We start from the raw sequence: 21,186 nt of genomic DNA on the forward strand, positions 1-21,186 counted from the left end.
TCCGGCCGCAAGATCGCGTCTGGCGCGTGCAGCTTTCCGATCGGCTGCGTCTACCCCCGTGGGGGAGCCGCGAGGGTTCCCGAAAAGTCACTGGGGGTTCGTTTCCATGCGCCACAAGCTGCTCGCCGCCACCGCCCTTGGGCTGGCCCTGTTGGTCCAAGGGCCAGGGACAGCGGCCCTGGCGCAGACGGCCGGCCAGACGGCGTCGGCCGCCTATCCGCGCCTGCCCGTGACCACCCCACGCGAGGCGTACGGCTTCGGCATCGGCGACGACTACCACCTCGCCAACTACAAGCAGCTGGTCGCCTACTGGAACAAGCTGGCCACTCAGTCCGAGCGGATGAAGCTGACCAGCATCGGCAAGACGACCGAAGGCCGCGATCAGCTGATGGCCATCGTCTCCACGCCGGAGAACCTGAAGAACCTCGACAGGTACCGCGACATCGCCCGGCGGCTGAGCCAGGCCGAGGGCCTCACTGACGAGCAGGCCCGCCAGCTCGCCCGCGAGGGCAAGGCGGTGGTCTGGATCGACGGCGGCCTGCACTCCACCGAGCAGGTCAGCACCCAGCAGCTGACCCAGACCCTCTATGAGATGGTGAGCGGCACCGATCCCGAAACGCTGCGGATCCTCGACAACACCATCATCCTGTTCGCCCACGCCAATCCGGACGGCAACGACCTCGTCGCGGACTGGTACATGCGCCACAAGGACCCGACGAAGCGCGAGTACGAGAGCCTGCCGCGCCTCTACAACTGGTACGTCGGCCACGACAACAACCGCGACTTCTTCATGTCGAACATGAAGGAGACGGTGAACATCAACCGGGTGCTGTACCGGGAGTGGTTCCCGCAGATCGTCTACAATCACCACCAGTCGGGCCCGCCCGGCACGGTGGTGTTCATCCCGCCGCACCGGAATCCCTACAACTACAACCTCAATCCGCTGGTGCTGACGGGCCTCGACCAGGTCGGCTCACGGATGCTGGACCGGCTGATTTCCGAGGGTAAGCCGGGCGGCGTGCGGCGCGACTACGCCCCCTACACCAACTGGGCCGGCACCACGCTGCGCGCCAACGCCCTGTTCCACAACTCCATCGGCGTGATCACCGAGATCATCGGCTCGCCCACCCCGGCCCAGCTCGAACTGGTGCCGCGCCAGCAACTGCCGACCAACGACAACCTGACCCCGATCGCCCCCCGGATCTTCCGGTTCCAGGATGGCATCGATTACTCGGTCGCCCTGAACCGAGGGATGCTCGACTACGCGGCCAGCAACCGCGAGCACCTGCTCTATTCGATCTACCGGATGGGCAAGGACAACATCGAGCGCGGCTCCCAGGATCACTGGAGCGTCGATCCCCGCCGCATCGCCGAGCTTGAGGCCGCCGCCAAGCAGAGCAGCTACAAGCAGGACATCCCGCGCTGGGGCATGGGCTTCGCCGCCGACGCCACCGATCCGTCACTGTACGACAAGATCGTCAAGGCCCCCGAAAAGCGTGATGCGCGCGGCTACATCCTCAGCGCCGACCAGGCCGACCTGCCGCGGGTCGTCGTGTTCATGAACGCGCTCATCAAGAGCGGCCTGAAGGTCGAGCGCGCCACTCAGCCCTTCACCGTGGGCGGCAAGACCTATCCCGCTGGCTCGTTCGTGGTGAAGACCGCCCAGGCCTACCGGGCCCAGGTGCTCGACATGTTCGAGCCGCAGTTCCACCCGGACAACATCCCGTATCCGGGCGCCCCGCCGATCCGTCCGCACAACGTCACCGGCTACACCCTCGCCTACCAGATGGGCGTGTCCTTCGACCGGATCCTGGACGGTTTCGAGGCGCCCACCCAGCTGGTCACCGAGGAGATGGCCCCGCCGCCCGGCAAGATCGTCGGCGCGGGCAAGGCCGGCTACGTCATCAGCCACGAGATCAACAACGCCTTCATCATCCAGAACCGCCTGCTCAAGGCCGGCAAGAAGGTGGAATGGCTGACGGCTGCGGTGGACGCGGGCGGCAAGTCCTTCGCGCCTGGCGCCCTGTGGGTGCCTGAGGCGCCGGGCGTCCGCGCGCTGCTCGAAAAGGCCGTCCAGCAGACCGGCGTCGACGCCTACGCCGTGGACGCCAAGCCGGCCTCCCCCGCCATGCCCATGAAGCCGATCCGCATCGGCCTCGTGGACACCTACGGCGGCAACATGCAGTCGGGCTGGAACCGCTGGATGTTCGAGAACTACGAGTTCCCGTTCGAGGTGGTGTTCCCCAAGCAGCTCGACGCCGGCAACCTGAAGGCCAAGTACGACGTGCTGGTCTTCGCCGACGAGACCGTGCCCGAGCCGCCGAACCCCGAGCGCCCGCGCCGCGGTCAGCCCAATCCGCAGGACATCCCGCCCGAATGGCGCGACAAGCTCGGCGAGGTCACCAAGGAGAAGACGGCTCCGCAGCTCGCCAATTTCGTGAAGGCCGGCGGGACGCTCGTAGCCGTCGGCAGCGCGACCCAGCTCGCCGAGCACCTGGGCCTGCCCGTCCACGACGCCCTGGTCACCACGGAGAACGGCCAGACCAAGCACCTGCCGTCGTCGAAATTCTTCGTCCCCGGCTCGGTCATGGTCAACAAGGTGGACAACACCCAGCCGCTGGCCTTCGGCCTGCCGTCCGAGGTGAACGTCTACTACTACAACAGCCCGGCCTTCAAAGCCGGCCCGGGCGCCAAGACCGTGGCCTGGTTCGACGGCCCCGACACCCTGCGCAGCGGCTGGGCCTGGGGTCAGCATCACCTCAACGGCGCCGCCTCGATCCTCGAGACGCAGCTCGGCAAGGGCAAGGTGTTCCTGATGGGCCCGGAGGTCACCCAACTCGGCCAGTCGCAGGGAACCTACAAGTTCCTGTTCAACGGCCTCTACTACGGCCCGGCGAGCGCCGGGCGCTAGCCCGGACCGCCCTCGTCCAGCCGTCCCCGCCGGCCTCTCCCCCAGCGTCTTCGGGGCCGGCGGGGCTTTCGGCCCTGCGCCGCGTCTCGGCCGCGACCAACCCGGCCGACACAGATCCAGCTCAAAAGTGGAGTTCCGCGTGAGTCCCTCCAGCCTGAGAACCGCCGCCCGCCTGTCGCGCGTGAAGGTCTCCCCGATCCTGGCCCTCTCGCAGCGCGCCCGGGACCTCGTGGCCGAGGGCCGCGACATCATCGACCTCACCGTCGGCGAGCCGGACTTCGACACCCCCGACGAGATTAAGGCCGCCGCCAAGGCCGCCATCGACCGGGGCGAGACCAAGTACACGGCCCTGAACGGCGACGCGCGCCTGCTGAGCGCCATCGCCCAGCGGATGGCCGAGCGCGGCGTCCTGGCCGACGACAGCGCGGTGATCGCCTGCGCTGGCGCCAAGCAGGTGATCAGCCACGCCCTTGAGGCCCTGCTGGAGCCCGACGAGGAAGTGCTGCTGCCGGCGCCCTACTGGACGTCCTACGCCGACATGGTGCGGCTCAAGGGCGGCGTGCCCGTCACCGCGGCCGGCCGCTACGATCCTGCCTTCGGCTGGCGGCTCGACGCCGCCTCCATCGAGGCGGCGATCACCCCGCACACCCGATGGCTGATCCTTAACACGCCCAACAACCCCACCGGGGCCGGCGCCACCGAGGCCGAGCTGGCCGCCGTGGCCGACGTCCTGCGGCGCAACCCGCACGTCTGGCTGCTGTGCGACGACATCTATGAGGACCTCGTCTACGAGGCGCCTCCCCGGCCGTTCCTGCGCCTTCACCCGGACCTGGCGGACCGCACCCTGATCGTGAGCGGCGCCTCCAAGGCCTACGCCATGACCGGATGGCGCATCGGCTGGGGCGTCGGCCCCAAGGCCCTGATCGCCGCCATGAGCTCGATCCAGAGCCAGACCACCTCGGCCCCCTGCTCCGTCAGCCAGGCCGCCGCCCTCGCCGCTCTCACCGGCCCACAGGCCGCGGTGGAGCGGATGCGCGAGACCTTCCAGGCCCGCCGCGACCTGCTGGTGGCCCTGCTGGACAAGATCCCCGGCATGAGCTGCCCGCTGCCCGATGGCGCGTTCTACGCCTTCCCGCGGATCACGGGCCTCCTGGGCGCACGCACCATGAAGGGCCAGGTCCTGGCCACCGACGTGGACGTCTCGACCTACCTGCTGGACAGCGCCGGCGTCGCCACCGTCCCCGGCTCGGTCTTCGGCGGGCCAGGGCACCTTCGCCTGTCGTTCGCGACCAAGACCGAGCTGCTCACTGAGTCCTGCGCCCGCATCGCCGCCGCCTGCGCGGCCGTTGTCGAGGCGCCCAGCCCCGCCTAGATCAGAAGCTGACCTGCAGTCGCCCGTTGAGCGCCTGGCCGGCATCCTTGCCGGCATAGGCGCCGGCGGGCGTTTCTGTACGCCACAGGGTCGCGTCCAGCATCAGGCGCAGCCATTCCTCGAGCTTCCAGTTGACGCCCAGGGTGACCTCTTCGCCCCGGCCGCCGAGCGGAATGTCCGTGTTGTCCAGACGCTGGAGACGGCCCACGAGCTCCACGGCGCCGATGCCGCCCTCCGACAGCGGCCGGTCGGGCGCGGTGCGCACCCAGGTGCCGGCGCGACGGCTGTAGCCGGGGCGGTCTCCGGTCAGGCTCCAGCCCGCCGAAAGCGTCCACGCCTCCACGGCTCCCGAGATCGGGCGGGCTTCGATCCGCCGGCGGCCATATTCCGCAAAGGCCCAGCCCGGGCCGCTCGTCGCGCCCAGCTCCAGCCCCCACGCGATGGACTCGGACGGATCGTCCAGACCGCCCATGGGCGTCATCAGATTGTCGTTGAAGTGGCCGCCGCCCCAGTAGCTGTTGCGGTTGGCCCGGGCGACGCCGCCGGAGAAGGCCTCGTGAAAGCTCCAGGCGGCCAAGTGCACGGCGCCCGTCTCTGTGCGCACCGGATTCCAGTGGCCGCGCACCATGGTCGTCACGGTGTCCCGGCTCGTGCCGGGATTGTTGTTGATGTCGTCCCCGGCCACCTGCGCCGCCAGATGCCAGCCGTCGCCGAACAGCTTGGCGCCCACGCCGAGGCTGTAGAGGCCCTTCTGCGGCGAGACGGCGAGCGCCACGGCGTTGCGCTCCATGAACGGCGTGCCCTCGGACGAGCTGGATCCTTCCAGGCCCTTCTCGTTGAGCCGGTTGCCCAGCGTGATCTCCACCTCGCCCACAGGCGTGCGGCTGCGCCAGGCGATATAGGCACTGCGGATCGCCGCCTCGCCGTTCGCCACGTCGACGCTGAGGATGTAGTTGAACCGGTCGATCTCGCCCTCGAAACCCATCCAGAGGGCGCGGGCCTCAGTGCCCGAGATGTTGCGGTCGGCGTGTTCCGAGCCGCCCGTCCATGAGCCGTCGAAATAGGCGCGGCCACGGGGCTTGAAGCGGAAGCGGCCGTCGGCGCTGACAAACTCCGGCGTCGGCTCCCAGTTCACCGTGACGTTCGGAGACGTGGGCTTGGCCGTCTGCGCGGTCTCCACAGGCAACTGGACGACCGGGGGGGCGGCGGGCGACGCGGCGCCGGCGGCCTTGGCCTCCAGGGCCTCCAGGCGCGCCTTCAGGAGGCGGATCTCGGCTGCCTGCGCCTCCACCAGCGCCCGCAGGTCCGACGCCTCGTCAGCGTGAGCGGGAACAGCGGCCAGGGCGACAAGCGCGGAGGTGGCCAGGGCCAGCCGGCGGCGGGAGCGGATGCTGGAAGCAGAAATGGCGAATACTCGATGACTGATAGTGAAAGGGCGGACCAGCCTCCGTCCGGTCCGCCCCTGTATGGCTCCTGTTTCTTTCCGCCTATTTGCCGGCGGTTGCGGGCCCGTAGAACAGCCCGTTGAACAGGAACTTGTAGGTGCCGTGAGATTGCCCGCGCTGGGTCACCTCAGGCCCCATCAGGAACACCTTGCCCTTGCCGAGGTCAGCCTCGACGATCGAGCTGGTGCCCGCGAGGCGCTCCTGGCCCCAGGCCCAGCCACTGAGCAGGGTCTTCGGCCCCGGGAAGGTGGCCACAGACCGCACGCCCGTGGCGCCCGGCTGCACCCGGAAGGACGGGCTGTTGTAGTAGTAGACCTTCACGTCCTCCTTCAGGCCGTAGGCCAGCGGGTCGTTCACATCGACCTTGTTGGCCATGATCGCGCCGGGGACGAAGAACTGGGTGCGCGGCACGCGGACCAGCTTGCCGTCCGGACCCGGCTCCTGCAGGGCGTTGAACACCGGAAGTTTCAGCTGCTCGGCCAGGGTGGTCGAGCTGCCGATGGCGATCAGGGTGCCGCCGTTCTTCACGAAGCGGTCGAGCTGCGGCGTGGTCTTCTCGGCGGTGATGTAGCCCAGCCACGGACGGAACTCGGCGGGGATGTCTTCCGGCTTCGGCTGCGGACGAATGCGGCCGCCCGGTTCCGGCACCACGTCGTTGGCGAACAGCAGCACGTCGAACTTGCTGTTCAGGCCGCCGGCGTCGAGCGTCTTCGGATAGACGACCGTGTACGGGAACTCGAACTGCTCGAAGATCCAGCGGATCCAGCCGGAGGGCATGACCCCGCCGTAGGTGTCCACCAAGCCGATCTTCACCGGCTTGATCTTCATCGCCGGCGCGGCGGGCTGGGCGCCCGTGGCATAGACGTCGACACCCGCATCCTTGGCAGCGGCTTCCAGAATCTGGCGAACGCCCGCGCCCGCCGGAACCCACAGGGCCCCCGGCGAAAAGCTCTTGCCGTCCACCGTCGTGGCCTGGGTCAGCCAGTAGACCGGCTTGCCGGCCTTGAGCAGGCGGTTCTGGATGATGAAGGCGTTATTGATCTCGTGGCTGATGACAAAGCCGGCCGAGCCAGAGCCAAGGATCTTGCCCGGCGGCGGGGCGATCACGTCGCCCAGGGGCTGAACCGGCGCGTCGAAGCCGTCCAGGATCCGGTCGAAGTCGATGCCCATCTGATAGGCCGGCGTATAGCCCGCCACGTCATACGGCGGGATCGGAGGGCCGCCCGGATAGGCGAAGTCGTTCGGGTGGTCCTGGGGCTCGAACATGTCGAGCACGGTGGCGCGGTAGGCCTGGCCGGTCTTCACCACAAACGAGCCGGCGGCATAGGTCTTGCCGCCGACAGTGAACGGCTGGGTCGCCCGGCCGACGTCCACGCCGTTCTTGATCAGCATGTTCACGAACGCCACCGCGGTGGGCAGGTCGGTCTGATCGGCGGGGATCACATAGCCGCGGGGATCGCGCTGGGCGGGATCACGGAGGAACTTCTCGAACAGCGACGGGTCCACCGCCTCGGACCGGCGGCCGTACTGGGGCTCGCCCTCATAGGCCGGACCGGCCTTGGCCGCCGCCTCCAGGGCCGCGATCTTGCTCGGCGTGATCGTCCAGCTGTCCTGGTTGCCCTTCTCAACGCCGTTCTTGCCCATCCGGTAGAAGGCGTAGAGCAGATTCTCCTTGTTGCGCACGGCGTAGTCGAGCACCGCGCGGTTCATGCTAACCGAGTAGTCGATCGACTGCTTGAACTTCCACGTCTTCTGCGGCGTCAGCGGCAACGGCAGATCGTTGCGGGCGATCTGGTTCTTCGGCACCAGCGGAATCGACATGGGCGTCGGGTGGCCGCTGATCTCGGTGAGGATGCCGATGGAGTTGTGGAACAGCGCCGTCGACCGCAGGGTGGCGTTCGTCCAGTTGGAATAGGTGGCGACGCTGCGGCGGCCCGAGCCGGGCTTGCCCTCGCGGATCAGCCGCTCGTGCATGAAGGCGCCGACGCCGTCGAGGCCGGTGATCACCAGCGGATCGAGGTTGTAGTTGTAGGGGTCGCGGAAGGGCGGGATGAAGACGATCATCCCCTCCGGGCCGGCCTGGTGGTGGTTATAGACGATCTGCGGGAACCACTCGCGGTACAACACCTTGTTGATATTGGTGTTTTCCGGCTGGTTCGAGATCAGGAAGTCGCGGTTGTTATCGTGGCCGACGTACTTCTGATAGAGCCGCGGGATGTGGTTGTATTCCCGCTTGGTCGGGTCCGCATGGCGCATGTACCAGTTGGACACGAGCTCCATGCCGTCCGGGTTCGCCGGCGTGAACAGGATGATGGCGTCCTTCAGGAACCGCATCGTCTCGGGATCGTCCCGGCTCACCATCTCATAGAGCGTCTGGGTCAGTTGCTGGGCGCCCACCGTCTCGGTGGAATGCAGGCCGCCGTCGATCCAGACCACCGCCTTGCCCTCGGCCGCCAGGGCCTTGGCCTGCTCGTCAGTCAGGCCCTCGGCCTTCGCCAGCCTGCGCGAGATCTCCTGGTAGCGCGCCAGGTTCTTCAGGTTCTCCGGGCTGGAGACGATGGCCATCATCTGGTCGCGGCCTTCGGCCGTCTTGCCGATGGTGGTCAGCTTCATCCGGTCGGAGCTGGCGGCGAGCTGTTTCCAGTAGGCCTGGATCTGGGTGTAGTTGGCGAGTTGGTAATCGTCGCCAATGTCGAAGCCGAACACGGACCGCGGGCTCGGAACTTCGGCGGTCGTCGCGATCTGTGGCGCGGCGAACGCCAAGGCCAGGCCGCAGGCGGCAGCCATCAGTACGTTGCGCATTTGCATCCCCCGAGAAGCGGCGCCCACATGGCGCACGAGACTCATTCGGGTAGACGCAGAGCGCGGGAGTTCCGCCACACGCCGCGAAGGGGATTCTCAGGGGAGCTTAGCGGCCAGACTTGGAGCGCGAGGACGGGGCCTCGGTCGCGCCGAGGCCGGCCCAGAGGGCTTCTATCATGGCCAGGGCGCGGGCGTTTTCGGGCCGCTCGGCGGCCCAGAGTTCGGCCGCCCGCCGATCCGCTTCCGTCGCCTCGGGAGACCTAAGCCGCGCGAACCACTCGGACGCCGCCGCGACGGCCGCCGCGTCGATGTCCTTCAGTGGCGGCCTGCGTGTCATGGGTCTCCAGAAGGCGGGTCATCATATGCCGCATTGAACGCGTGACATGCTTCTGGACAGCGCTCACGGAGATGTCGAGAAGCTCTGCGACCTCGCTATAAGACATTCCCTCCCAGCGCAGAAGCACCAGGATGCGGCGACTGCGCTCGGGCAGCTCGTTCATCGCCGCCAGGGCCGTCTCCAGCTGCTCGCGCCCAAAGAGGATGCGTTCAGGCGAAATCTCGTCCGGCGGATGATCCTGCTCCAGGAGCTCGACGTGATCGGCGCGACGCCGCACGTGGTCGCGCCGATAGCGGTCGCGGAGCACATTGCGGGCCACCCGGAACAGGTAGCACTCGTAGTTGTCGATCTCCGAGGTCTGGCGCCCATGCATCCGGATCAGGACCTCCTGGATGAGGTCCTCGACATCATCCCCATGGGCCTTGTGCCGGAAGAACGCCTTCAGGGCCGGCATGAACGCGAGGGCGTCGCGCGGCTCCGGTGGCGGCGTCAGGAAGTCTGAACTCGCAATGGCCATGTTTCCCCCGATCGAACTAAATCGGCCACCCAAACTTCGCAAAAAATCTCTTTGTGTCTTTTTATTTTTAGCGGCCGATCGGATTTTTGTTGATGCGCCCCAATCAAGTCAAGTTGTGACCAAATCTTAGCACAGCTACATCTAAGGTTATACTTATGCATAACTTCGCGCCGCAGGCCCAGGGAGGGCTGCGACGGAAGTCGCACCGCCACGCTGCTCAGCTGGTCGGCTTTGCGCGGTAGATCTCCTCGTCCAGTTCGTTCTCCCAGCGCGCCACGGTGACCGCCACGGCCAGGTCGGACGTGCAGTTCGGCACCGTGCGCATCATGTCGAGGACCCGGTCGAAGGGCAGGATGAAGCCCACGACCAGGGCGGTCTGTTCGGCGGACAGGCCCAGAACCTGCAGCACGCCGGCCAGCAGGAACAGCGAGGCCGACGGCACCGGGCCCGAGCCCATGGCGATGATCACCGTGGTGATGACGATCAGGCCATACTGCAGCGGGGTCACATGGATCCCGAACGCCTGGGCGGCGAACATGCTGAGCAGGCCCACGTACATGGCCGTGCCGTCCAGGCACATGGAGGTCCCGAGGGGCAGGCTGGTGGAGGACACCACGCGGCTCACCCCGAGATTCTCCTCGGCCACCCGCATCACCACCGGCAGGCTCGCGGCGCTGGACGAGGTGGAGAAAGCCACCACGATCGCATCGGCGATGTCGCGCAGGAACGGGATCGACGGCATGCGGCCCAGCAGCCCCACGACCAGGCCGCCGTGGACGAACACCACCTGCAGGGCGCAGCCGAGCAGCACGCAGACCGCCAGCAGGAAGATATGGACGAAAGCGCCCGGGCCAGTGACGCCGACCACCCAGGCGATCAGGGCGAAGACGCCGAAGGGCGCCACCTCCATCACCCCACGGGTCAGCTTCTGCATCACCTCGGCCACGGCGCCGAAGGCGTTGGCGATCGGCTTGGCCCGCTCGCCAGCCAGCAGCACCGAGATGCCGAACAGGATCGAGAAGAAGATGATCGACAGGATGTCGCCGTTGGCCAGGGCGGCCACCGGATTGGTCGGGATGATGCTAAGGAACTGTTCGCCCAGGGACACCGCCGGCCTGGCGATCGAGGGATCGGCCGCCTGGCCAAGCTCGACACCCAGCCCCGGCTTGAACACGGCCCCCAGCACCAGGCCAAGGGAGGCGCCGACCAGGGTCACCACGAGATAGAGCAGGATGGTCTTGGCGCCGATGCCGCCCAGCCGGCGCACATCGCCGATGGAGACCACGCCGGCGACGATGGTGGCGAACACCAGCGGCACGATCAGCATGCGGATCAGGCGAATGAAGATGTCGCCGATCCACTTGATCTGCTGGGCATGCTCGCCGAGCAGCAGGCCAGCGACGGCGCCCAGGGCCATCCCCAGGATCACGCGCTTCCAGAGGACGATGCCGAACCAGCGCGAGAGCAGCCCGCGACGGGCCGGCGCCAGGGTCTCCGGCGCGACCGAAGTATTGGGAGAGTTGTCAGCGGACATGACTAAACGCGAGACCGGAAGTAACGCCCGCCCAGATCGAGCGAACCACCACGGCGCTCGCGCCGGCTGTCAAGACGTCGGCCGCCCGCTATGCATACGGATGCCTGCCAAAACTGTAACGCAGCCACCACCACCCCCGCAGTACTCTGTGACCTAAACGTCTGGATGGAGAGCTTTCCCCGGCCCGTTGGCACGGAAAAGCGATTTATTTCGACCGACTCATGACTGTTGCGCATGAGGCCGGATAAACCGCCCCTCGGAGCGGTCGTTTTCTCTCGGGAAGAGCCGCCTCAGCCCCCATCCATCAGATGCGATCTAGCTGACGACAGGTGGCGAACTTTTCGCAGCCCGCGTCTGCCCTGACGAAGCCGTCGGCAAGTCACCGGACGGTAGGTTCAGGGGATAACAACATGCGCGCATCATCGGCACATCGTGGATTGAAGTTCGGCCTGATCGTAGGGACGGCGAGCGTCGCCCTGGCGACCGCGGCCGAGGCCCGCCAGGCCAGCGACGTCGAAGAACTGATCGTCACCGCCACCCGGCGTGAGACGACGGTCCAGACCACGCCCATCGCCATCACGGCTCTCGGTGAGAACACCATCGAGAACATGGGCGCCACCGGTCTGCAGGATGTCACCACCCTGGTGCCGAGCCTGAAGATCGGCGGCGGCTCCGACGGCGGCGGCCGCATCACCCTGCGCGGCATCCAGGCCTCGGGCGAAGCCACCGTCGGCCTCTACTACGACGAAACCCCGCTCACCGGTCCTTCAGACACCACCCAGAACTCGGGCGGCTCCTCGCAGGACGGCAACCTGTTCGACGTCGAACGGATCGAAGTGCTGCGCGGCCCGCAAGGCACCATGTATGGCTCGGGCTCCATGGGCGGCACCGTCCGGGTGATCTTCAACAAGGCCGACGTGCGCGAGTACGAGGGCACGGTGGACGTCATGGCCTCCACCATGCGTGAAGGCGACGCCAGCTACTACGCCAAGGGCGTGGTGAACGTGCCGCTGATCGAGGACAAGCTGGGCGCCCGCGTGGTCGCCTATCAGGAAGTCCGCGGCGGCTTCATCGACAACATCCGCTACGGCCACGAGAACATCAACGAGCGCAAGATTCGCGGTGCCCGCCTGATGCTGACCGCGTTCCCGACGGACAACATCAGCTGGCACGGCATGTTCATGGCCCAGAAGACGCTCGCTCCCGGCGGCGGCTCCAGCTGGTATCCGCTCCTCGGCGCCGAGGACTATTCCACCGACCGCTACGTGGTGCCGGTCAACCGCGACGAGCTGACCCTCTATTCGTCCGACCTGGACTGGGACCTCGGCTTCGCCACGGTCACGTGGGCGGCGGCCTACTACGAGTGGGATCAGCTGAACGCCAGCGACTACACCAACACCATGCTCTCGAACTCGACGAGCAACACCAACTGCCGGAACTGGTTCACGATGTCCCTGGGCATCCCGACCACGACCTGCAACGCCTCGCAGCTGGCCGAATTCAAGGCCTTCGCCGACAGCCTGATGCCGACCACGCTCTACAAGCCGGCGTGGGTGCACACGACCAACAGCGAGCTGCGCATCAGCTCGAACGGCGACAACCGGCTGAACTGGACCTTCGGCGCCTTCGTCGAGATGCGTAAGGACTACGTGGACTCGACCCTGGCGGTCGTGGACGGCGCCACCGGCATCATCGGCATCCCGCCGACGATCTTCTTCCACCGCGACATCACCACCGAGACCGACCAGACCGCGTTCTTCGGCGACGTGTCGTACAAGATCATCGAGGGCCTGACCGCCAACGTCGGCCTGCGTCGCTACGACTACAAGAAGAAGACCTACGGCGAGACCGACATGCCCAACTGGGTGTCCGGTTCGCTGGTCGAGCCCTGGCGCGAGTACAACGCCGACGCCTCGGGCTGGCTGCGCAAGTTCAGCCTGAACTACCAGATGAACTCCGACGTGCTGATCTACGCCACGGCGGCCCAGGGCTTCCGTCCCGGCGGCGCGAACAATACGCCGAACCTCGAGCCCGAACTCGTCCCGTACGGGCCTGACCGGGTGTGGAACTACGAACTGGGCCTGAAGACCACCTGGTTCGACCGTCGCCTGACCCTGAACGCGGCCCTGTTCCAGATCGACTGGGACGACATCCAGACCTCGGCCCAGACGCTGTCCGGCTGCTGCTCGTTCATCGTCAACGCCGGCAAGGCCCAGATCCGCGGCGTGGAACTCGAGTTCACCGCCCGTCCGATCCCCGGCCTCACCATCTCGGGCGGCGTGACGGTCTCGGATCCGGAGCTGAAGGAAGACCAGATCAACCCGAACATCCGGGACTCGACCTCGCTCGGCGACAAGGGCGACCAGATCCCGAACGTGTCGCGGTTCATGGCCTCGACCTCGGTGGAATACACTTGGCCGATCAGCGACGCCTTTGGCGGCATGGTGCGGGCCGACTACGGCTACACCGGCAAGTCCTACTCACACTTCCGCCCGACCAACACCTACTACGAGAAGCAGGGCGACTACGGCATGGTGAACATCCGCGCCGGCCTGGAAGGCGAGGAGTGGGGCGCGTACCTCTTCGTGCGCAACGTCTTCGACGTCTTCGCCCCGGTCTCGGTCACGTCGAGCAACGGCTCCGAGCAGCTGACCAACTCGGTCCTGCCGCGCACCATCGGCGTCAATCTCCGCAAATCGTTCTGACCATCCCCGTCGGAACGCGGAATGCGGCCGCCTCTGACCCCTAGGAGGCGGCCGCTAACCCCTCGGACCCCATCCCCGTGGGTCCAGCTCAAGAGGGAGCCTGCTTCGGGAGGCTCCCTCTCTTCTTGCCTGGCGTCCGGAAACGGGCCGGCCAGGGCCGGCCCGCCCGTCGGCTTAGTCCCCGCGGCTCGGCGCCTTGCGGTAGTCCAGCGGCGGCTTCCGGTCCCCCGCCATGGAATCGTACTTGAAGTCGGCCCCGCGCCGCTCGTTCAGCTCGGCCTTGGCCGCCGACAAGGTCTCGGGGCTGAGGAACAGGTCCGCCGCGGTCAGCGCCAGGGTCTTGGCTGCGACCACCGCCCCCTTCACGCCGATGCTGGAGCCGCTGGCCGCCACCGCCTGCCAGCTGTGCCCCGGGGTGCCGGGCGCCCAGGTGGCGACGCTGAGGCCGACTGTCGGGGTCACGTAGCTCACATCGCCAACGTCGGTAGAGGCCAGGCCCTCCGAGCCGACCTGGTACGGCACGACCTCACTGGCCGGCGGGCGCTTGGCGCCGGGCGGCAGGGTGGCGGTGATCTTCTCGGCGAAGGCCTTCTCTTCCTCCGTCCATTGCGGACCGCCCACGCGGCGCAGATTGGCGTCCATCACCTTGCCCAGGGTATCGTTGGGCAGCAGGCCGTAGACGCCGTTGATCAGTTCGAACTCCACCTCGGTCTCGGTGGCGTGGGCCGCGCCGTCAGCCGCCCGCTTCACCCGCTCCATCACCGAGCGAACGACCTGCGGATCGATGTGGCGCACGTAGTAGTAGCTCTCGGCGAAGTCCGGCACGACGTTCGGCGCGCCGCCGCCCGAGGTGATCACATTGTGGATCCGGGTGCGGTCCGGGATGTGTTCGCGCATGAAGCTGACGATCACGTCGTGAATCTCGGCGGCGTCCAGGGCCGAACGGCCGCGGTCGGGCGCGCCGGCCGCGTGCGCGGCCCGGCCCCGCCAGCGGAACTTGCCGCTCTGGTTGGCCGAGGTGACGCCCTGGCCGGCCGAGTTGGAATCCCCGGCGTGCCAGTGCAGCGTCACGTCCACGTCGTCGAACAGGCCGGCCCGGACCATGTACACCTTGCCGCCGCCGCTCTCCTCGGCCGGCGTGCCGTAGAAGCGGATTTCGCCCTTCACATTGTTCTTTTGCATCCACTCCTTGATGGCGATGGCCGCGCCCATGGAGCCGGCGCCGAACAGGTTGTGGCCGCAGGCATGGCCGGCCGCCGCATTCAGCGGCTTGCGCTCCGGCGTCGCCGCCTGGGCCATGCCCGGCAGGGCGTCGAACTCGCCGAGGATGGCCAGCACCGGCCCTTCGCCGTTCTTGAAGCTGGCCACGAAGGCCGTCGGGATCTCGGCGACGCCCGCCTTCACGGTGAAGCCGGCCTTGCGGAGCCGCTCCTGCAGCAGCTTGCTGCTCTCGGTCTCGAGATAGCCCATCTCGGCATGGCCCCAGATCTTCAGGGCCGTGTCCGAAATCTGCGGCGCCAGCCGGTCCACGCTGGCCACAATCTCCGCCTTCTGCGTCTCCGGCGCAGGCGCCGCCTGCCCCCCCGTCGCCAGCACGAGCGGCGCGAGCGCCGCGGCCATCATCAGTCTCCGCATACGTCAGTCCTCAAAACGAGGGCGAAAGCCGCCCCACCCCAGCGCGCGGGCCCGCAGCGCCGCGCACACCGCCACATCAGTGGCGACACTGGAGTAGACGTGCCGAGCGCCGCGCCCGGCACTGACCCGTTCCGCGCATGGACTGCCCTAAGGGAAGGCAGATGAGTTCAGCTTCTGAACTGCGGCGAGCATACCTCTCATTCCATGAACCCTAACGCTTGGCCGCCCCATCACACCGGTCTTTCATGAGCCCTGCGCATGACCCGTCAGATCCTTCTCCCGTCGATCGGTGACCTCACGGCCTTCGAGGCCGCCGCTCGGCACGCCAGCTTCACGCGGGCCGCCGCGGAGCTCAATCTGACCCAGAGCGCCATCAGCCGGGCCGTGCGGATGCTGGAAGACCGCATCGGGGTCACCCTGTTCGAGCGGGTGCGCCAGCGCGTGGTCCTGACCGCGGCGGGCACGCTCTATCTGAAAGAGGTCCGCCGCATCCTCGCCGAGCTGCGTGAGGCCACGCATGCGGTCATGGCTCATACCGAGAGCACCTCGACGTTGAACGTGGCCGTGCTGCCCACCTTCGCCACGCGCTGGCTGGTGCCCCGGCTCCCGGCCTTCATGGAGAGCCATCCGGACGTGACGGTGAACTTCTCCGCGCGTCTGGAGCCCTTCGACTTCTCGGAAGAGCCGTTCGACGCGGCCATCCACTACGGCGCCCCCACCTGGCCCGCGGCCCGCTGCCACCACCTGATGGACGAGGTGGCGGTGGTGGTCGCCAGCCCTGAGTACCGCGCCGCCCGCCGGCTGAAGACGCCCGACGACCTGCAGCGGGCCACCCTGCTGCACCAGACCACCCGGCCGCGGGCCTGGGCCGACTGGTGCGCCCTGGCGGGCATCGAGCTCGACGGGGTCAATCGCGGGCCGCGATACGAGCAGTTCGCCATGATCGCCCAGGCCGCCGCCGCCGGCCTGGGCGCCGCGATCCTGCCGCGGGTGCTGATCCAGGACGAGCTTTCGGCCCACCGGCTGGAGGTGCTGTTCGAGCCGGAACTCACCGGCCCTCGCGCCTACTACTGGGTGGTTCCCGAGGACAAGTCGGCCTCGCCTGCGCTCCGCGCTTTCACGGACTGGATCACGGCCGAAGCGCGGGCCTGAGCGCTGCGGCTCAGGCCCGCGGCCGCGACAGGCTCACGAAATCCACCGAGCCCAGCGGGGCCTCGGCGAAGACGTTCTGAACACCGCCGGACAGCTCCCGCACCAGATCCGGGGTGAACGCCCGGTACCAGTCGAGATTGGCCCGGCCGAGGCCATGCTCTCCGCTGTAGCTGCCGCCGAACTGGCCCACGGCCAGGTCATAGACGCAGGTGCGCAGCGCCTGCATCCGCTCTGGCGAAAGCGGCGCGTCCGGTGCGGCCACCAGGTTGAAGTGCACCCCGCCGTCGCCGATGTGGCCGAAGTCGCAGATCTCGACCTCCGGAAACTCCCGCCCCAAGCGCTCCACCGCCAGGCGCCGGAAGGCCGGCAGGTCCGACCGGCGGAACGACAGGTCGAAGCCGATGACCTTGCCCTTGGCCCGCAGGCCTTCGCTAATGGCGTGCCGGATAGCCCACAGCGGCTCCGGCGCGCCCACCAGGATGTCGAGCGCCGTCTCGCCCGCCGTCTCCAGCCAGTCCGCCAGGCAGGCCTCAAGGACCTCGGACAGCGGCGGCTCGCCCTCCCGCTGGGGGCGGGCGGAGGTCAGCTCGATCAGCACGGCGTAGGGCGGCGCGCCGTCCCGGAACGGATTGCGCAGGTTGGGCACGTGGCCGAGGGCCGCCTCCAGGGCGGCCTGCGACATGCCCTCGAAGGCGGTGAGCAGTTCGCCAGCGTCGCGCTCCACATGCTGAAGCAGCGACAGGGACGCGTCGGCGTCGGCCAGCATGACCAGCCCCGCCGCCGTCTGGCGCGGCCGCGGATGGACCTCCACCTCCACCTCGGTGATGACGCCGAGGGCGCCGGAGCTGCCGACGAACAGCTGGCGCAGGTCAAGGCCGGTGTTGTCCTTGCGCAGGCCGCCCTTCAGCTCGATCACCTCGCCGCGCCGATCGGCGAGCACCACCTGCAGCCCCAGGACATGCCGACGCATGTCGCCGTAGCGGATGAAGCGGGCCCCGCCGGTGTTAGTGGCGGCCATGCCGCCAATGGTCGGGTCGGCTCCCAGGTCGATGGGCAGGAAAAGGCCATGCGGCTCCAGGGCCGCATTGAGCGCCGAGAGCCTGACGCCCGCCCCCACGCGCACCGTCCGGTTAGCGGCGTCGATGGCCAGGGGCTCGCGCAGCAGGTCGAGGCTGAGCACGACCTGCTGGCCGCTGGCGTCGGCGGTGGAGCCGGCCACCAGGCCGGTGTTTGCGCCCTGGGGCACGAGCCGGATCTCCCGGCCCACGCAGTAGGCGACCACGGCCGAGACCTCGGCCGTGGTGCGCGGCCGCACCACGAGGGCGGCCGCGCCGCCGTCGTAGCGCGCCGCGGTGTTGTAGGGCGCGACGTCCTCCGGCGCCGTCAGGACGTCGCCGCCGCCGACCAGCGCCTTCAGGTCGGCGATCAGGCGCTCGCGCTCCATGCTCAGGCGGCCGTGGCGGCCTCGGTCATCTTGAAGATGCCCTGGGCGTTGGAGCTGTCGAACGCGAGGTCGAGACGGGTCTTGCCGGTCTCGTCGGTCATCGGCAGGCGGGTGATGAACTCGTAGAACGAGCCGGGCACCACGCGGGTGACGATGTTGCCGTCGGCGTCACGGAACTCACGCTCCACCTGGGCGGCGCGATAGGCGGTCTGGCGTACGCGCTTGGTGCTGGAGACCTCCACCTCGTCCTTCATCGGACGGCCCAGCGCCTTCTGCTGCGCGGCCAGGGCGTCCACGTCGGCCACCCGGTCGGTGGCGTGGTTGAAGGCGTTCCCCTCGGTGGCGATCCAGGCCATCTCGGCCGACTCCGCCAGCAAGGTCTCGTAGTCGGTAAGGCTCGGAATGTCGTGCTGGCGGTCGAAGCAGGCGGCCAGCGCTGGCAGGGCCGCGGCGGCGGATTCGAAATCCACCTCGCCGTCGGACTCGAACCGCGCCAGCACGGTCCGGGCCTGCGGCGACAGCGGATCGCCCGAGCTCTTGGTCACCGACAGCGCCGCCGCCGCAAAGGCCTCGGAGAAGCGGTCCACATGCAGCTCGCTGACGAAAAACTGGGCGATGTCCTCCGGATAGTCTTCCTGGGCGTAGGACCGGCCGGTCATCTTCAGCCGCTCCAGGGGATAGACCCCGTTCAGGCGATAGCCCAGCGGGCGCAGCACCCGCACCAGCGCCTCTTCGCCAGAAGGCAGGGCGCCCATGCCCGAGAGCACCACCGTGCGGACGGCGCCGTGGTCGTGGAAGACCTTCTGGCCGTCCCGGACGCAGTCGTCGACGTAGGCGCTGGCGGCCGGCACCCGATCAACCAGATCGCTGAACAGCACCACGTTCAGCGCCTCAGCCATCACCGCCCGCGACACCTTGGCGGCGGCCATGAGCTCCGGATGGACCACCAGGACCGAGAACATACGCTCCGTCCGTTCCGCGCCCAGAACGGATTGCACCAGTCGACGCAACTGCACCTTACGCACCCCCTGAAAGCCCTGAAAGAATGGGCCAAGCGATGCGCCGCCGGGGCGTGAGTGAAAAGCGATAACTTCTCAGGAAATCATGAGCGGGCCGAATGATGCAGGCGGCCCAGACGGCAGGCTTCAATCGTCGGTTCGCCCCTCGGCCGCCGCCTCCCGGGCCTTCAGCCATCGGCGGGCGTACCAGCCGACGGCCAGCCACAGGATGGCTATCCCCGCCAGCAGGGCCAGATGTCCCGCCCCGCCCCGTCCCCGCATGACCTCGGCCACCGAGTTGCCGGCGAAGGCGGTGAGAGCGATCTTGGGAACGATGCCGAGGGCGGTGCCGGCCGTGAAATCACGGGCCCGCATGGGAGTCACCCCCGCCGCCATATTGACCACAATGAACGGCGCCGAAGGCACCAGCCGCACGATCAGGCTGGCGAAGAAGCCGTTGCGGCCCACCAGCGTCATGAACTGCCGCAGCCCTTCGCCCTGGAAAGTGGCCAGGGTTCGCGCTCCTGCGACCCGCCCCAGGTAGAAGCCGATCAGGGCCGAGACCATGGTGCCGATCCAGGAATAGGCGAAGCCCTGCCAGGCGCCGAAGGCCACTACACAGGCCGCGATCAGCATGAACTGCGGGACGCCGACGAAGGCCAGGGCGGCGAAGGCCAGCACGGCCACGGGCAGGGCCCAGACGCCATGGGCCGAGCCCAGCCAGGCCTCCACCGCCTCCTCTCCGCCAAAACCAAGCAGCGGGGCCCCGAAGACGAAGACCAGGCCGACGCCGCCGAACAGCACGAACGAGATCAGCAGCGCCCGCCACGCCTGGGCGTCCATGTTCGACAGGAACGAAAAGAGGCGGCGCATCGCAGCGTGCCTCGCCCATGCGCCGCCCGGGGTCAAGCCGGGCGCCGTTAGCGATCCAGGCTCAAGCCGCAGCGCACCGCCCTGGCGCCCTCACAGAACATCACTATTTATGAGTTGCATTTTTACGCAATACGCACCATCTCCCTGAGCCGCGAGGGGCGTTCGACGACGGAGCTACGAGAGCCCATGGAATACGCGTTCGAGACGATCACGCCCGAGCAGGCGCTGAACATCCGGCTCGGCGACACGCTGACGATCAATGGTGGGCCGGCCCGCGCCGTCTCAGTGGTCTACCAATCCTACGAGCCGCTAGCGCTGACGCCCGAGGTTCCCAGCATTCTCCTGACCTTTGGCGACAGGACGGTGAAGTTCGGAACTGGTCTCACCGAACTTTCGGACGTGGGCGCCATTGTCATGACCGACGGCTCGACCCTGTTCGTGGGCGATTCCGGAAGCGAGCGGATGGACGGTGGCGCGCTCGACGACGGCCTCTACGGCGGCCCCGGCGCGGACACCCTCGCCGGCCTGCAGGGCGACGACCTGCTGCACGGCGGCCTTGGCGATGATCTCCTTATTGGCGGTGAAGGGGCCGACAGCATCTACGGCGGCCAGGGCGACGACATCATCCATGTGGGCGACGCCGACCTCAGCCGCCCTGACACGGCGGGCAATTTCGCCCATGGCAACCTGGGCGACGACGAGATCATCGGCGGGGCGGGCGACGACTGGCTGTACGGCGGCCAGGGGAACGACCTCCTCGCGGGCCGGGACGGCGACGACTACCTCTCCGGCGATCTCGGCGACGACGAGCTGCACGGCGGCCTCGGCGACGACACCCTGGTCGGCGGGGCCGGCAACGACACCCTCCAGGGCGGCTTCGGATCCGACCGGCTGGCCAGCGGCGCGGGCGACGACCTGCTGGTCGCCCAGGGCCCGGAAGGCGCCTGGATGCGCGCAGATGAGGGTGAGGACACCCTCGTCGCCGCCGGCGGCGGGCTCGACACCCTCTACGGCGGCGAGGGCCGGGACCGGTTCGAGATCGTCGCCAGAACCGACCCCGCCACGTCGCCAGACGCGGTGATCCTGGACTGGGAAGCACACGACACCCTGCACTTCCCGGAGGCCAGCATCCATGTCTCCGCGCAGATCCTGGCGCAGAGCTATGCCGAGATCGTGGCCGCCGACTACGCCCAAGCCCTGGCCCTCGCCAACCAGCACATCTCCGGCGCGGGGGCCAGGTACGTGGCCGCGCAGGTGGGCGACAGCGTCGTGGTCTTCGCCGACACGGGCGATCCGTCCGACGGCGCCGACGTCTCTGTAATCCTCGTCGGCCGCACCCTGGCCGACATCGACCTGACGAACTTCGCCTAGCCGAACCCCGGGCTAGGCGAAACGACGGCGCAGGGATCGGCCTTCCCGCACAGGCCGCCTGTGACCGTCATGCCCCGAGGCGGTGCGGGA

At 68.1% G+C, this 21,186-nt stretch carries 14 protein-coding genes; 5 read left to right on the forward strand and 9 right to left on the reverse strand.

The genetic code is table 11. From position 1 onward, the window contains the following. Positions 1 to 106 precede the first annotated feature (106 nt). The gene (locus tag BO64_RS14010) at positions 107 to 2,911 is read left to right on the forward strand and encodes a M14 family metallopeptidase (RefSeq protein WP_496403926.1); all 2,805 of its coding nucleotides are present in this window, start codon (positions 107 to 109) and stop codon (positions 2,909 to 2,911) included. A gap of 139 nt (positions 2,912 to 3,050) precedes the next feature. After that, positions 3,051 to 4,283 (forward strand): pyridoxal phosphate-dependent aminotransferase, encoded by a 1,233-nt coding sequence (locus tag BO64_RS14015; RefSeq protein WP_496403927.1) that lies wholly within the window; start codon positions 3,051 to 3,053, stop codon positions 4,281 to 4,283. A gap of 1 nt (position 4,284) precedes the next feature. Here the strand turns inward: BO64_RS14015 and BO64_RS14020 are convergent, their stop codons facing one another. The 5 genes from BO64_RS14020 to BO64_RS14040 all read right to left on the reverse strand — a co-directional run bounded on the left by BO64_RS14020 (position 4,285) and on the right by BO64_RS14040 (position 10,918). Beyond that, positions 4,285 to 5,574 (reverse strand): OprO/OprP family phosphate-selective porin, encoded by a 1,290-nt coding sequence (locus BO64_RS14020; protein ID WP_496403928.1) that lies wholly within the window; start codon positions 5,572 to 5,574, stop codon positions 4,285 to 4,287. Positions 5,575 to 5,770: 196 nt separating this feature from the next. Then, positions 5,771 to 8,530 carry a M14 family metallopeptidase gene (locus BO64_RS14025; RefSeq protein WP_496403929.1) on the reverse strand — a complete coding sequence of 920 codons (2,760 nt, stop codon included), beginning with the start codon at positions 8,528 to 8,530 and terminating at the stop codon, positions 5,771 to 5,773. 106 nt (positions 8,531 to 8,636) lie between these two features. Beyond that, positions 8,637 to 8,867 (reverse strand): FecR/PupR family sigma factor regulator, encoded by a 231-nt coding sequence (locus tag BO64_RS14030; RefSeq protein ID WP_496403930.1) that lies wholly within the window; start codon positions 8,865 to 8,867, stop codon positions 8,637 to 8,639. Continuing rightward, positions 8,791 to 9,384, reverse strand: coding sequence for an RNA polymerase sigma factor (locus tag BO64_RS14035; RefSeq protein ID WP_496403931.1), 594 nt, complete (start codon positions 9,382 to 9,384; stop codon positions 8,791 to 8,793). Before BO64_RS14035 ends, BO64_RS14030 begins: the two co-directional genes overlap by 77 nt. A gap of 217 nt (positions 9,385 to 9,601) precedes the next feature. After that, positions 9,602 to 10,918 (reverse strand): dicarboxylate/amino acid:cation symporter, encoded by a 1,317-nt coding sequence (locus tag BO64_RS14040; protein WP_496403932.1) that lies wholly within the window; start codon positions 10,916 to 10,918, stop codon positions 9,602 to 9,604. Between the two features lie 437 nt (positions 10,919 to 11,355). Here BO64_RS14040 and BO64_RS14045 point away from each other — a divergent pair, with 437 nt between their 5' ends. Continuing rightward, the gene (locus BO64_RS14045; protein ID WP_496403933.1) at positions 11,356 to 13,623 is read left to right on the forward strand and encodes a TonB-dependent receptor; all 2,268 of its coding nucleotides are present in this window, start codon (positions 11,356 to 11,358) and stop codon (positions 13,621 to 13,623) included. A 174-nt stretch (positions 13,624 to 13,797) separates the two neighbouring features. On the opposite strand, the gene BO64_RS14050 is transcribed toward BO64_RS14045, so the two are convergent. Continuing rightward, entirely contained in the window at positions 13,798 to 15,258 is a 1,461-nt protein-coding gene (locus BO64_RS14050) for an amidohydrolase (protein WP_496403934.1), read from the reverse strand. A gap of 258 nt (positions 15,259 to 15,516) precedes the next feature. Here BO64_RS14050 and gcvA point away from each other — a divergent pair, with 258 nt between their 5' ends. After that, positions 15,517 to 16,410 (forward strand): transcriptional regulator GcvA, encoded by an 894-nt coding sequence (gcvA, locus tag BO64_RS14055; RefSeq protein WP_496403935.1) that lies wholly within the window; start codon positions 15,517 to 15,519, stop codon positions 16,408 to 16,410. Positions 16,411 to 16,420: 10 nt separating this feature from the next. On the opposite strand, the gene BO64_RS14060 is transcribed toward gcvA, so the two are convergent. From BO64_RS14060 to BO64_RS14070, 3 genes are all read right to left on the reverse strand, one after another. Continuing rightward, on the reverse strand, positions 16,421 to 17,854 hold the full coding sequence (locus BO64_RS14060; RefSeq protein ID WP_496403936.1) for an FAD-binding oxidoreductase: 1,434 nt from the start codon (positions 17,852 to 17,854) through the stop codon (positions 16,421 to 16,423). A gap of 2 nt (positions 17,855 to 17,856) precedes the next feature. Further along, the gene (locus BO64_RS14065) at positions 17,857 to 18,816 is read right to left on the reverse strand and encodes a DUF1338 domain-containing protein (RefSeq protein WP_496403937.1); all 960 of its coding nucleotides are present in this window, start codon (positions 18,814 to 18,816) and stop codon (positions 17,857 to 17,859) included. Positions 18,817 to 18,999: 183 nt separating this feature from the next. Continuing rightward, positions 19,000 to 19,725, reverse strand: a complete 726-nt coding sequence (locus BO64_RS14070; protein WP_496403938.1) for a TVP38/TMEM64 family protein — start codon at positions 19,723 to 19,725, stop codon at positions 19,000 to 19,002. A gap of 186 nt (positions 19,726 to 19,911) precedes the next feature. Here BO64_RS14070 and BO64_RS14075 point away from each other — a divergent pair, with 186 nt between their 5' ends. After that, positions 19,912 to 21,096, forward strand: coding sequence for a calcium-binding protein (locus BO64_RS14075; protein ID WP_496403939.1), 1,185 nt, complete (start codon positions 19,912 to 19,914; stop codon positions 21,094 to 21,096). Positions 21,097 to 21,186: the final 90 nt, after the last annotated feature.

This window comes from Phenylobacterium composti DSM 19425, from assembly GCF_059568645.1.